The 13,707-nt window shown below is 72.8% G+C and carries 8 protein-coding genes; 6 read left to right on the forward strand and 2 right to left on the reverse strand.

All coding sequences use genetic code 11. The features are described from left to right. Positions 1-206: 206 nt before the first annotated feature. The 5 genes from ACFV3R_RS14770 (at position 207) to ACFV3R_RS14790 (ending at position 10,483) form a co-directional block, all read left to right on the forward strand. Positions 207-2,675: a glycoside hydrolase family 3 protein gene (locus ACFV3R_RS14770; protein WP_385581286.1), complete on the forward strand. Its 2,469-nt coding sequence runs from the start codon at positions 207-209 to the stop codon at positions 2,673-2,675. Between the two features lie 256 nt (positions 2,676-2,931). Then, positions 2,932-3,312, forward strand: a complete 381-nt coding sequence (locus ACFV3R_RS14775) for a hypothetical protein (RefSeq protein ID WP_385581289.1) — start codon at positions 2,932-2,934, stop codon at positions 3,310-3,312. Between the two features lie 316 nt (positions 3,313-3,628). Then, positions 3,629-4,129: a hypothetical protein gene (locus ACFV3R_RS14780; RefSeq protein ID WP_385581292.1), complete on the forward strand. Its 501-nt coding sequence runs from the start codon at positions 3,629-3,631 to the stop codon at positions 4,127-4,129. Between the two features lie 110 nt (positions 4,130-4,239). Further along, a complete protein-coding gene (locus ACFV3R_RS14785) occupies positions 4,240-9,642 on the forward strand; it encodes a toxin glutamine deamidase domain-containing protein (protein WP_385581295.1) in 5,403 nt (1,800 codons plus the stop codon). A 34-nt stretch (positions 9,643-9,676) separates the two neighbouring features. Beyond that, positions 9,677-10,483, forward strand: coding sequence for an immunity 49 family protein (locus tag ACFV3R_RS14790; protein ID WP_385581298.1), 807 nt, complete (start codon positions 9,677-9,679; stop codon positions 10,481-10,483). A 167-nt stretch (positions 10,484-10,650) separates the two neighbouring features. On the opposite strand, the gene ACFV3R_RS14795 is transcribed toward ACFV3R_RS14790, so the two are convergent. Beyond that, complete coding sequence (locus ACFV3R_RS14795; protein ID WP_385581302.1) at positions 10,651-11,691, reverse strand: aldose epimerase family protein; 1,041 nt, start codon at positions 11,689-11,691, stop codon at positions 10,651-10,653. A 99-nt stretch (positions 11,692-11,790) separates the two neighbouring features. Beyond that, positions 11,791-12,705, reverse strand: coding sequence for an SGNH/GDSL hydrolase family protein (locus ACFV3R_RS14800; protein ID WP_385581305.1), 915 nt, complete (start codon positions 12,703-12,705; stop codon positions 11,791-11,793). Between the two features lie 463 nt (positions 12,706-13,168). Between ACFV3R_RS14800 and ACFV3R_RS14805 the strand changes: the two genes are divergently transcribed. After that, positions 13,169-13,663: a DUF3145 domain-containing protein gene (locus ACFV3R_RS14805; RefSeq protein ID WP_385581308.1), complete on the forward strand. Its 495-nt coding sequence runs from the start codon at positions 13,169-13,171 to the stop codon at positions 13,661-13,663. Positions 13,664-13,707: the final 44 nt, after the last annotated feature.

A 13,707-nucleotide genomic window follows, 5' to 3' on the forward strand; every position in this document is an offset into this window, starting at 1 on the left:
CCGAGCCTAACCCCGGCCCCCGGAACCCGGCCGGAGGGCCGAAGAAAGGTCACGAATGGCTAACCACACCTACCGCACGCCAGGTGACGGGGCCAGAATCCCGAGCAGGGACACGGCGGCGGCGCTGCTCCGCGCAGGGGGCGGAACACCCCGCACGCCGTTGCCCGTCCCGCCGCACACCCGAGCGCACAAGGGAGCCCCTCCTCATGACGCCACACCCGCACGCCGCAGCCGTCGAGGACGCTTTGCGCGCCCTCGACCTCGACGCCAAGACCCGCCTGCTGGCCGGCCAGGACATGTGGACGCTGCCCGCACTCCCGCAGATCGGCCTGCGCTCCCTGGTGATGTCGGACGGGCCCATCGGGGTGCGCGGCCTGGCCTGGGGCGCCGAGGACCCCTCCATCGCCCTGCCCAGCCCCACCGCCCTCGCCGCCACCTGGGACCCCGGGCTCGCCCGCCGCGCCGGCCGGCTGCTCGCCCAGGAGGCCCGCCGCAAGGGCGTCCACGTGCTGCTCGCCCCCACGGTCAACCTGCACCGCTCGCCGCTGGGCGGCCGCCACTTCGAGGCATACTCCGAGGACCCGCTGCTCACCGGGGTGATCGGCACCGGCTACGTCCGCGGCGTGCAGGACGGCGGCGTCGGCACCACCGTCAAGCACTTCGTCGCCAACGACGCCGAGACCGACCGCCTGACCGTCGACAACCGCGTCTCCGACCGCGCCCTGCGCGAGCTCTACCTCGCCCCCTTCGAGGCCATCGTCCGCGACGCCCGGCCATGGGGCGTCATGACCGCCTACAACCAGGTCAACGGCGTCACCATGACCGAACACCGCGACCTCGTCCAGGGGGTGCTGCGCGGCGAGTGGGACTTCGACGGCGCCAACGTCTCCGACTGGACGGCCGCCCGCGACACCGTCGGAGCCCTGCGCGGCGGCCTCGACCTGGCCATGCCCGGCCCCCGCACCGTCTACGGCCCCGCGCTGGCCGAGGCGGTCCGCGAGGGCCGGGTCGAGGAGGCGGAGGTGGACGAGGCGGTGCGGCGGGTGCTGCTGCTGGCCGCACGCACCGGGGCGCTGGAGGGCGTGGCGCCCGCCGTCGACCCGGCCGAGGTGCCCGCCGGGATCGACGGGCGCGCGCTGGCCCGCGAGATCGCCTCCCGCGCCATGGTCCTGGTCCGCAACGAACCCGTCGCCGCCACCGCGTCCTCCGCGACCCCGCTGCTCCCGCTCGACGTCCGCAGCCTGCGGAGCGTCGCCGTCATCGGCGCCGCGGCCCGCGACGCCCGGGTGCTGGGCGGCGGTTCGGCCACCGTCTTCCCCGAAGCCGTGGTCTCGCCGCTGGAGGGACTGCGTGCCGCCCTGCCCGAGGGCGTCGAGGTCGTCTTCGCGACGGGCGCCGACGCACGGGTGCGCACCCCCGTCGCCCGCGAGGGATTCACCCTGACCGCCCGCTACCTGGACGCCGACGGCGCCGTCCTCACCGAGCAGCCGCTCTTCGACGGCCATGTGCAGGCGATCGGCGGCTTCCCGGACGGCGTCGGGTTCCACACCCTGCACGCCGTCGAGCTGACCGGAACGTTCACCCCCGCCGTCGACGGCCGCCACACCCTCGCCCTCGCCGGCAGCGGCACCCTGCGCCTGACCCTCGACGGACGGGTCCTCTTCGACGAGGAGGTGCTCCCCGCCACCGACGACCCCTTCGAGCTCTTCATGAACCCGAGCGAGGTCACCCTGGAAACCGACCTGACGGCCGGCCGGAGCGTCGACGTCACCGTCCGGTACGTGCCCATCAGCCTCGGCCTCGGCGAGGATCTGCCGGCGCTCGCCCTCCGCCTGGGCCACCGCGAGCCGCACCTGGACCCGGACGGCGAGCTGGAGGAGGCGGCCCGGGTGGCGGCCGGGGCCGACGTGGCGGTGGTCGTCGTCGGCACCACCGAGGAGACCGAGTCCGAGGGCGCCGACCGCACCACCCTCGCCCTCCCCGGCCGCCAGGACGAGCTGGTGCGGCGGGTGGCCGCCGCCAACCCGCGCACCGTCGTGGTCGTCAACTCCGGTTCGCCCGTGGAACTCCCGTGGCGGGAGGACGTCCCCGCCGTCCTGCTGAGCTGGTTCCCCGGCCAGGAGGCGGGCGCCGCGCTGGCCGACGTCCTGCTGGGCATTGAGGAACCCGCCGGCCGGCTCCCCACCACCTGGCCGGGCACCCTCGCCGACGCCCCCGTCAGCCGCGTCGTACCCGAGGACGGCACACTCCCCTACGCCGAGGACCTCTTCGTCGGCTACCGCGCCTGGGACCGCGCCACCACCGCCCCCGCCTACCCCTTCGGCCACGGCACCGGCTACACCACCTGGAGCTACGACGCCCTGAGCGCCGGCGCCTCGCAGGTCACCGTCACCCTCACCAACACCGGGGAGCGCCGGGGGCGGGAGACCGTGCAGGTCTACCTCCGCTCCCCGGCGGCCGGCGACGACCGGCCCGCCCGCGCGCTCGCCGGATTCGCCGTCGTCGAGGCGTCGCCGGGCGAGAGCGTGGAGGCGGTGGTGGACCTCCAGCCCCGCGCGTACCAGGTGTGGGACGAGAAGGAGCACGGGTGGCGGACGGTCGCCGGCACCTACCGCGTCGAGGTCGGGCACAGCAGCGCCGACCTGCGGCTGACGGGCGAGGTGGTCGCGCCCTAGGGCGGGCCGGCGGTGGGCCGGCGGTGGGCCGGCGGTGGGCCGGCCACCACCGCCGGCCACCGGCCCGGCCCGTCCGGTGCGCGGGCATACGGGTACGGCACCCGGCCCGCCGTCCGGACCGGCCGGCGGGCCGCACCCCTCGCGGTCAGGCGGCCCGAACCGCAAAGCGGTCCCGGCACGTCCGTTAGGTTGAACTCACCGACAGGCGCACCGCCGGGCGGCCTCACGCGCCGGCGCCGAACGAAGGGGGACTCCCATGACCGAGCCCGACGCGACGGGTGGCGCCACGCCGCCGCCCACCCCGCCGGCCGCCCCGCCCGTGGCGGGGGGCGCAGCCGGCACCCCGCAGCCGGTCCCCACCTCGCAGGAGGAGGCGCTGGAGATCGGTCGGCAGCACTTCCCCGCCCCAGGCTCTCCCGGCGGTCCGACGAACCTCTTCGTCCACGAGTTCGACGCCGGGTACCTGGTCCACGCGAGCTGGCCCCCGCCGGAGGACCCGCAGGCGCCGCCCGCCGAGCCGGGCGGCAGCAACGTGGTCATCTCCAAGATCAACGGGGACGTGACGTTCGTGCCGAACTTCCCGCCCGAGGAGGCCGTGGAGCTGTACCACCGCTGGTACCGGCCGAGCACCACCTGAGCGGTCGACCCGCCGGGGGCGTGCCGTGACGCCCGGCCCCCGGCAGCCCCCTCCCGCCCCCCGCGACCTGCCTGCGCGCCCCCGGCGGGCACCTCGCTGCGCCGGGCCGATGCCCGCGCCCGACGGCGACGACCGGTGACGGCGGCCGCAGTGGCCACCTGCGAGGGCCGGCAGCCAGGAACGGCGGTGACGATGCGGGCCGTCGGCGCCCGGTCGCGGTCCGGTGCCGTCCTCGGTCTGTTGCCTTGTCAGTGCCACCCCCTATGGTGGTGCTTGGCGAAGAGATGAACTGATCTTTACCTGCGCGGGGGGCGCTGTGGGGGCAGGCGGATTCCAGGCGAACACGGAGTCGCTCAAGGCCGAGGGCGAGAACTTCGTCAAGCTCGGTGAGGACTTCTACCAGTCGGTGACACGGCTGATGAACGGGCTGAGCAAGCTCAACGCGGGCCCGCCCGCCGACGGCTCAAGCCGGCCGCAGCAGCCGCAGCAGTCCTTCGGGCAGCAGATGTGGACGGGCCTCACCTCCTTCGGAGGGTCACCGGACGAACCGCCCTGGGGCGGTGACGACATCGGGGAGAAGTTCGGCGTCGCCTACGAAGGCGTCCGCGACGGCATGTACGAGTCGATGGGACACCTCTCCGCCAAGCTCCAGGAGATCGGCAAGGCCCTCTCCACCATGGCGAAGAACCACGACGAGAACGAGGACTTCAACGACGCGCTCATCAAGCAGCACGTCGACAACCAGCAGGCCTGGCAGGACCCGACGGCGCAGCAGGGCACCTTCACCACCGCCCCCGACCGCGTCGCCCGGGCCTGAGGGCTCCTCACCGCCTCGTCCACCACCGAGGCCACAGGGGGAGGGCTCCGCTGCCGCCTCCCCTGACTCAGCAGTAGCACGCGTCACGGGGGAGTGTCACCTTGTCCATCATGCTGCCCGATCCACTTGAGTGGATCCTCGACATGCTCGGCTTCAACTGGCCGAAGGCCGACGAGGACAAGCTGCTGGAATGCGCCCAGGTCTGGCGGCAGTTCGGCAACGAGGTCAGGGAGCACCAGTCCCGGGGCGTCACCTACGCGGGCAACGTCCTGGGCGAGAACGCCGGCGACTCGATCGAGGGCTTCAGCAAGACCTGGGAGAAGTTCGCCGGCGGATCGGGCTACTTCGACGACGCCGCCCAGGCCGCCGAGATCATCGCCTTCACCTTCGAGGCAGCAGCCGCCCTCGTCATCGGCATGAAGGTCGCGGTCATCGCCCAACTCGCCATCCTGGCAGCCGAGATCATCGCGGCCCAGGCCTCCGCCCCCTTCACCCTCGGGCTGTCCGAGATCGGTGGTGCGGCCGCCACCATGGCCACCCGCGAGGTGGTCCGCCGCATCCTCAAGGAGGTCGCGCGGCAGCTTCTCGACGCGGTCCTGGAGGTGGCCAAGGAGCCCGTCATTTCGGCGTTGGAGGCGATGGCCTCCGACCTCATCGCCCAGACCGTCAACCAGAACTTCGGCGCCCAGCAGGGCTACGACCTCGGCCGCACCGCCAAGACGGGCTACGCCGCGGGCAAGGACGCCGTGCAGAACGCCGGCGAGACGTTCGGCGAGAGCCTCGCCGAGGGCGCCGGCCACAAGGCGGGTCACCGTGCCCGCGGCGGCCTGGACAGCGCAGCCGGCCACCCGCACGACGCGGGCGGCGACGGCACGGGCGGCGGCTCCTCGGGCCGGCACCCCTCCTCGGCAGACTCCGGGTCCGCCGGCGGTGACACCTCGAACAGCAACCCCGCAGGCGGCGCCCCGGGCCCCGGCGGCACACCGGCGGACGGGGGCACGGAGAGCGGCGGCACGGGCACAGGGGCCACCCCCACGGGCGGCGGCTCCTCCCACCCGAGCCGCGCCGCGGACACCCCTGCCCACAGTTCCTCCGCGGACGCCCCCTCCCAGACGCCCAAGTCCCAGCCCCTACCGCCGCCCGGCCGGCGCACAGCCTTCGACGAGGGCTACACCGGAGGCACCCACAACCCGTACACCACCACCCCCGCACCCACCGGAGACACCGCTCCCCACCACCAAGGCACCACCCCGGGCCTGGAGGGGGTGTCCACGCAGCCCGCGCACGACACGACGCCTGCGGAGGCGCGGCCGTCGGCGGAGGGGGTGTCGACCGGGGACGGGGTCACGACGCAGCCCGCGCACGATGGGAGACCTGCGGAGGGTGTGTCGACCCAGCCCGCGCACGACACGACGCCTGCGGAGGTGCGGCCGTCGGCGGAGGGGGTGTCGACGCAGCCCGCGCACGATGGGAGGCCTGCGGAGGGTGTGTCGGCGCAGCCCGCGCACGAGGCGACCGCTCCTGAGAGCCGGTCGCATGCTGACCCGGTCTCCGCTCCGACGGCTCACGACGAGACGCCTCACACAGCGCGATCCGGTGGGGAGCCGGTGGGCACCCACCCCGCTCCCGGCGCACCGCCCATCCCGCACCATCTCGCCTCCGACGGAGCAGGGACCCAGCCCGCACACGACGCCACACCCGGCCCCCGCCCCGAGCCCGGGCCCGCTCACCCCGCTCCCGCCCCGAACGATCTCTCCTCCGGCAGCGCGCCCGGCCCCGTTCCCGGCAACCCACCCGGGCACGGTGAGCCCACCGGTGACGGGACGCACGACAGCGACCGCGCGGCGGCCTCCGGTGGCCGCACGTCGCTGTCGGCCGCCGGGGCGGCGTCCGCGGGCGCCCCGATCCACCAGGCGGGGCCGGGCATGCCGACCCACCGCACCGCACCCGCGCCGGGTCACGCCTCCGACGAGGACGGCGTGACCACGATGTCGGCCGACGCGGCCACCATGCCTCCACCGGCCCAGCAGACCGCGGACTCCGGTACGGCTGCCCCGCAGCCGCCGTCGACCCCCTCCGCCGCACAGCCGCAGCCCGGCGCAACCCCCGGCCCGGGCCCGCTGATGGGGGGCGTCCCTCACCCCGCGGGCCCCGCAGCAGGCCCCGGCCGCACGGGGGGTGGCCGTGCCGGCGGCGTCACCCACGGCGGAGGCGGCGGGCAGGGCACCACCCGGTCCCACGGTCGCCCGGACGGAGACGGCGGCGATGCACGTCGGCCCCACACCCGTCCCGAAGGTGCCCCGGCCCCGCGCGACAACAGGCCGCGCGCCACCGGACGCCCTACCCGAAACGCCCATCCGTCCGCCCCGCCGCGCCCCGACTCGCCCCGGCCGCAGAGCACCGCGCCAGGCACCGGCAACCCCGGAGCCCCCACTCCCCACCAGAACCAGCAGCCCGGGCCGTATCAGCAGCAGCAACCTGGCCCGTACACCCAGCCGCAGCAGCAGAATCCCTACGCGCAGCCGCAGCAGCAGGGCCCGTACGCCCAGCAGCCCGGGCCGTATCAGCAGCAGCAACCGGGCCCGTACGCGCAACAGCAGCAACAGAACCCCTACGCCCAGCCGCAGCAACAGAACCCCTACGCCCAGCCGCAGCAACAGAACCCTTACGCCCAGTCGCAGCAGCAACCTGGCCCGTACGCCCAGCAGCCGGGCCCGTACCCACAACAACCCGGCCCGTACGCCCAGCAACCCCCACAGCACCAGGCGCTTCCTCACCAGGGCCAGGCTCAGCAGCACCACGTCCCTTACCAGCAGGCCCAGCAGTCACACCAGGCGCCGGTTCCTCAGCCCACCCATCGTCCGAGCTGGCAACACATCCGTGCCGGACTGAACCACCAGCCCGGCGGCCTGTACTCGCCGTTCCCGCACGACCAGCAAGCCCTGCTGGCCAACTTCCCACGCCACCCGGACGGCACTCCGCAGGCCTTCAGCGACCCGACCCAGCCATGGGCGCAGTACCAGAACGACGGCGGCCCCGGTGTGCTCGGCCGTTCCAACAACTGCGCCGACTGCACCCGGTCCTTCGGCGAGTCGTGGTACGGCAACCCCCAGGTCTCCGGCGTCCGCACCTACGACCCGGACGGGCAGGGCGGCGTGGACCGCGTCTCGGGTGAGCGCAACGGCACCCGCAACATCGAACAGTGGGCAGGAACCACGTTCCGCACCTCGGGCCCCAACGCGCAGGACGGCTACACCCGCATCGCCGACGATCTCCGCCAGGCCGGTCACGGAGCGTTCGCCGCAGTCCTCGTCACCTGGCCGGACAAACCCGACGGCAGCTCCGGCGGCGCCCACGTCTTCAACGCGGTCAACCACAACGGCCGTGTGTTCTGGGTGGACAGCCAGACCGGCAAGGTAAGCCAGCAGCCCCTCCACACGCAGGCGAAGAACGTCTGGCACCTCGTCCTGGACGCCAACCGCCAACCGTTCGACCCGGCCACCCAGCCCCAGCAGCAGAGCCAGCCCCAGCAGCAGAGCCAGGCCCACAGTCAGCAGAACCACGGACAGGGCCCCCACCAGCACCAGACCCAGCAGTCGCACCAGTCGCAGCAGTCGCAGCAGCACCAGCAGGGTCCGTACGCCCAGCAGCAGCAACCGGGCCCGTACGCCCAGCAGCCGTACCAGCAGAATCCGTACACCCAGCAGCAGCCAGGGCCCCACCCCCAGCCTTACCAGCACCTGCCTGCTCCGCACCAGCAGCAGAACCCCTTCACGCCCCATACGCCACCGGCACAGGCGCAGTCGGCACCGACGCACCCGGTGCATCAGGCCCACCCGCAGACGCAGCCCCCGCACCAGCAGGCCCCCGGAGCCGGCGTCCCGCGCAACCCCGACGGCAGCCCCCAGCGTCACCCCGATCCCCGCGAGGGCGACTGGCTGCACCACGTCAACGACCGCGAGCGCGGCGCAGCCGGGCGCACCCACGACAGTGCTGAGGCCGCGCTCTCCTTCGCCGGCAGCTACTCAGGTCATCCCGCAGTCCCCGCACCCCGCACTCCCGACCACGAAACCGGCGGCCTCCGCGCCGACCGCGCCGAGGTCAGCAGCCGTGACCGGATGGAGAACGCCCTCGGCGCCCGCTTCCACGACTACGGCAACGGTCCCGAGGCCTACCACGCGGTGGCGGACAGCCTGCGCCGCCAGGGCCACGGCTCGCAGGCGGTACTGGTCAGCACGGACTCGACCGGTCGCTCGCATGCGTGGAACGCCGTCAACCACAACGGCACAATCCTCTACGCCGACCCCACGACCGGGGCTCGTAGCGACCGTCCCCTCCACGAGGCCCCGGGCGGCGTCCACGCCGTGACCCTCGCCCCCGACGGCCGCCCGACCGATCCGGCTCAGGACCGCCACCCTGCTCCCCCCGCGGCCCCCGCCGAACCCGGGGCGGCCACCACGGACGATCCCGCCGCTGTGCGGGAACGTATGCTCCGGCAACTGCACAGGGCCAACAACGACAAGGACTGGTTCGCGAAGTACTACCAGAAGAACGGGCACCGGAAGAGCGTCTACGCGCGGGACGAAGACGAGACGGACCTGCCACTCCTGCCGCGACTGCACCCCACGGGCGATGCGAACAACCCCTGGATGCTCGCAGACGACGTGGCGCCGGCGGAGCACGAGAGTTACCTCCAGGGCGGTGACCGTGAAGGTGATCCGGAGCGCAACATATCGGCGGCCAACCGGAAGAAGCTCGACGACTCTGCGAAGAAGCGGGCAGAAGCGATAAGGGCGGACGATGAGCCGCACAAGAAGCGCGCGACGGCGAAAGAGAAACTCGAGGCCGACCCGTCCGCTGCCAACAAGGCGGCTTTCCGGGCCGCAGATGAAGAGCACAGCCCGTTGCACGGGGAGATGGTGAAGGCAAGTGAGCAGTACGGCGAGGACGTCGCCGAGTTCCACGCCGTCCCCGAACATTTTCCCGACGCCGTGCGCATCGACGATCGCGCTTTTGGCAACAACCGTTTCGACCAGATATGGCAACGCGGCGACGGCACCTTCGTGGTGGTGGAGGCCAAGGGCTCGCCGACGGCAGGCCTGGGCGACCGGCGAGGGCTGCCGGTTGCCGACATGGACGGCAGTCAGGCACAGGCCGGCCAGAACGCCGGTGACCCGAATGGCGACGGCTCGGACACACCGACACCTGCCGTTCCGAGGGTCAAGCAGGGAACTCGGGCCTATTTCGAGACCATTCTTCACGAAATGCGTACACGCGCCGACTCGGCCGCCGCAAAGGCCACGACGCCGGAGCAAATGGCGGCGGCCAGAGCGGAAGCCAGGTTGGCTGACAGTCTTGAGGACGCAATCGCCGCTACTCCGATGCGAGTGGCGTACGTCCTCGTCGCGGCGAAGAAAACCGGCGATGACGACAAGTATGCCGGGTACAATATGCGACAGTTTGATATTCGGACCGAAGCGCAGAGGAAGCACGATGAGGATCGACAAGCATGATTTCCCGACTCAAAATGCTTCTCTCTTGGTGGAGATGGCCGAAGAGAGCATGACGCGGGGCCTGAAACGGCTGGAACACGGCCCGGACGCTTTCGGTGGGGCTTTCGAAGGTGCTCAGCGCCTGTTCCGCGCCCGCTGCCTGACCGATCCCGTGGCCGGGATGCTGGAGACCTGGGAGTCGTGCGTGACGGCGATGCAGGTCGGGTCCGGCCTCTTCGCCTCGGCGCGGGGGACGGGTGGCACGGAGACCTCCTTCACCTGGCTGGTGGGGCACGAGAAGCGTGAGCTGCCCGTCGGGGCGGCGCGTGTGGCCCACGCGGGACGCTGGCTGTCCGCGTTCTGGCTCGCGTTGGTGTGCCGTGAGAAGAGGCGGGTGAACGAGCTGTGCGAGGTCCCCGTCTCGTTGCTGCGCGGGGCGGACGGAGCCTTCGACCCGTACATGTACCACTGGGTCGAGGCGTTGCAGGCCTACTGGACGCGTCACCCGTCCTTCGAGGACAAGCTGGTCGCCGCGGTGGAGGGGACCGACCCCGAGGTGCTGCGGTACGGCGACGCGTACGGCGTGCTGCGGTTGATGTATCCGCCGATGGCCATGTTGACGCAGTTGGCCCTCGGTGACGAGGCGCGCTTCAACGAGGAGTTGGCGAACGCGCTGCGACTGCACCGCGAGTACTGGACGCAGGACGAGGACCGCGAACTCGACCTGGAAGGGCTCGTGGCGCTCGGACCGTTGGCGCTCGCCGGCCTCGCCAAGGTCGGTGGCCTCGCCGTCACCGTCGAGTCCGAGTACCTGCCCATGGCGTTGCTCGACGGTGAGTGGGTGGGGGAGTTCCCCACCTGAGGCCCGCCGCCTGACGGTGCCCCCCCCGATGTGGCCGTCGAGCTCCACCGCCGCCGGCGGCAGCGGTAGGCCCGTGCGGGGATGACGAGGAGGGGGAGGGCATCAGTCCCGCCACTGCGTGCCGGGCGTCGTCCTCGTGCCCTTCGGGACGCGGGCCCCGCCCCGGCTCACTGCACCGAGAACGCCCACACCGTCTCGGAGCGGTAGACGTGGCCGGGGCGCAGGACCGTGGTGGGGAAGGTGGGGCGGTTGGGCGAGTCCGGGAAGTGCTGGGTCTCCAGGGCGATGCCCGCCCCGCGCCCGTACGGCAGGCCGGAGGTGCCCTTGAGGGTGCCGTCCAGGTGCTCGGCCGTGTAGACCTGCACACCGGGTTCCGTCGTGGCCACCCGCAGCACCCGGCCGCTGCCGGGCGCGTACAGCTCGGCCACCTCGCGCGGTTCGGACGTCACACCGCCGTGCAGCACGAAGTTGTGGTCGAAGCCCTCGCCGTCGGCACCGACCGGGCGGAAGGAGCGGAAGTCGAAGCGGGTGCCCGCCACGTCGGTGGGCTCACCGGCGGAGACACCGTGCGCCTCCAGAGGGCTGTACTGGTCGGCGACGAGCCGGAGACGGTGTCCGTAGACGTCGCCGTTGCCCTCGCCCTCCAGGTTCACGTAGCTGTGGTTGGTCAGGTTCACGACGGTGGGGGCGTCGGTGACCGCCTCGTAGGAGAACCGCAGCCGTCCGTCCGCCGTCAGGGTGTAGCGGACGCGGACCTCCAGGTTGCCCGGGAAGCCTTCCTCGCCGTCCGGGCTCGTCCGGCTCAGCTCGACGCCGCCGGCGACCTCCTCGGCCCGCCACACCTGGCTGGCGAAGCCCCGGGGGCCGCCGTGCAGGCAGTGCGGGGCGTCGTTGGCGGGAAGCCGGTGCTCCCGGCCGTCCAGGGTGAAGCGGGCCTCGGCGATCCGGTTGGCGTAACGGCCGACCAGGGCCCCGAAATAGGACTCGCCGTGGTCCACGTAGGAGGCGAGGTCGCCGAAGCCGAGTGCCACGGGCGCCACCACCCCCTCCCGGTCGGGGGCGTCGACGGACTGCACGATCCCGCCGTAGGTCAGGACCGTCGCGCGCACACCCCCGGCCCGCAGGGTCCAGCGTTCGACCGAGGTGCCGTCGCTCAGCGTGCCGAAGTGCTCGGAGGTGACGTGGGTCTGCATGTCCGCCGTGCTCATGGGCGTGAGCCTAACGGTGCGGACGCCAGGACGGACCGTCGGCCCGCGCATGGAGAGGGGAGGCGGCCGGCTTCGGCGCGGAACAGTCGCCGCCGTGACTCAGTCGCGCCGGGTGATCGTCCGGTAGGCGAGGGCGGCGAGCTGGCGCTGACCGTACTTGCTGGGGTGGAACCAGTCCCACTGGCTCAGCTCGCGCCCGGTGAAGCGGTAGCGGAAGACCGAGGGGTCGAAGCGGCACAGGCGGTCGGCCCGGCACTCCTCGCGCAGCGCGGTGTTGTACGCGACGACACGCTCCTCGACCGACTGGCGGCGCTTGGCGGCACCGTGACTCATGTCGTCGGGGGAGTGCAGCATCGACTGGCAGATGCCGAGCTTCCACACCTCCTTGCCCAGGGGGTTGCCGCGGCCCTGCTGCCACAGCCGCAGCAGGTCGGGCACGCCCGCCACGTACACCTGGGTGTGCGGCAGGGCGCGGCGCAGCTTCGCCAGCGCCGAGTGGAAGGTGTCGCGGAAGGTGTCGGCGGGCGTCATCTGCCGGGCACGGGGGCGGCAGGCGTCGTTCGCCCCGATGAGGACCGTCACCAGTTGCGGCCGGTGGGCGACGGCCGCGTCGACCTGGGCGGGCAGGTCCGCCACGACCGCACCCGTACGGGCGAAGTTCCAGCTCCGGTCGGCCGCGCTCTTGCCGCTCCCGCCCAGGAGGCGCTGGGCGAGGCTGTCCACGTGCCGGTCGGTGCCGGTGGCCCAGGAGACCTCCGGGCAGTCGGACAGGACGGTGCAGGCGTCGAAGCCGACGGTGATGGAGTCGCCGAGGGCGGCCAGCGAGGAGGGTGTGGTGTCCCAGGCCGAGGCGGACGAGTGGGAGGCGGAGGCCCTGGGACGGGACGGCCCGTGCGCCGCGCCGTCGCCGCACGCGGAGACCGTCAGCGCCAGGGCGAGGGTCACCGCCGCCAACAGGCTGCTGACCCGCCCACCTTTCGGGTGGTGCCGTGAGGGCTGCTGAGCGACTGTCACGTGCGTTCCCCCTTAGGAGTCCTCCCACCGCGCCATCCGGGGCGAACGCCTCGGCGGCCGGCCCGTCACGGCTGCCGCCCCGGGCAACGGCGTCCCGGGCGGTGTGGAGCGTGTCAGGGGCGCCGGACCGGTGCGGGCGGGCCTGCCGGGCCCTCCGGCGTGCGAGTGATATCCCTGCCGGACCGACGGTACGTCACTTGCGGGGCGCTGCCGCGCGGTAGCGTTGCTCTGACTGCGTGGCGGCCCCTGGCAACGCGCGTGGTCGGCACGGACACGTTACAACACGTCATTTCCTGTCCCATTTGCGGCACATTGCGTCGCATGGTGTTTACTTTAGGTGACCTCGCGTAGCTGGTGCCGAAGTGATCATTGCGGCAGAATGGCGACAGCTGTCCCGGCCGCTGACGGGAACGGGCACGAGGCCGCTGGGGAAGGCGAACCTCGAACCGTACAGGAGGTCCCGGTGACGACACGTGGAGTTCTCTACGTCCACTCCGCTCCGCGCGCGCTGTGCCCGCACGTCGAATGGGCTGTCGCGGGGGTGCTGGGCGTGCGTGTGAATCTGGACTGGATCCGCCAGCCCGCGTCGCCGGGCACCTGGAGAGCCGAGTTCTCCTGGCAGGGCCAGCCCGGCACCGCCTCGAAGCTCGCCTCCGCGCTGCGCGGCTGGCACCTGCTGCGCTTCGAGGTGACCGCGGAGCCCTGCGCCAACGCGGAGGGCGAACGCTACAGTTCCACGCCCGACCTCGGCATCTTCCACGCCGTCACCGGAATCCACGGCGACATCCTCGTCCCCGAGGACCGGCTGCGGGCCGCCATGGCGCGCTCCGCGGGCGGTGAGACCGACCTGGAGGCCGAGCTCGCCAAGCTCCTCGGAAAGCCCTGGGACGACGAGCTGGAACCCTTCCGGTACGCCGGTGAAGGGGCGCCGGTGCGCTGGCTCCACCAGGTGGTCTGAGCGCCTGACGGCCCCACGCGCCCGTCCCGCCCCGCCGATCGGCC

It is taken from the genome of Streptomyces sp. NPDC059740, assembly GCF_042733155.1.
Lineage (GTDB): Bacteria > Actinomycetota > Actinomycetes > Streptomycetales > Streptomycetaceae > Streptomyces.

Excerpts from the sequence above, each read along its gene's own strand:
- ACFV3R_RS14795 (WP_385581302.1), bottom strand. The coding sequence starts at position 11,691 with ATGAGCACGGCGGACATGCAGACCCACGTCACCTCCGAGCACTTCGGC.
- ACFV3R_RS14775 (WP_385581289.1), top strand. The coding sequence starts at position 2,932 with ATGACCGAGCCCGACGCGACGGGTGGCGCCACGCCGCCGCCCACCCCG.
- ACFV3R_RS14785 (WP_385581295.1), top strand. The coding sequence starts at position 4,240 with ATGCTGCCCGATCCACTTGAGTGGATCCTCGACATGCTCGGCTTCAAC.
- ACFV3R_RS14770 (WP_385581286.1), top strand. The coding sequence starts at position 207 with ATGACGCCACACCCGCACGCCGCAGCCGTCGAGGACGCTTTGCGCGCC.
- ACFV3R_RS14790 (WP_385581298.1), top strand. The coding sequence starts at position 9,677 with ATGGCCGAAGAGAGCATGACGCGGGGCCTGAAACGGCTGGAACACGGC.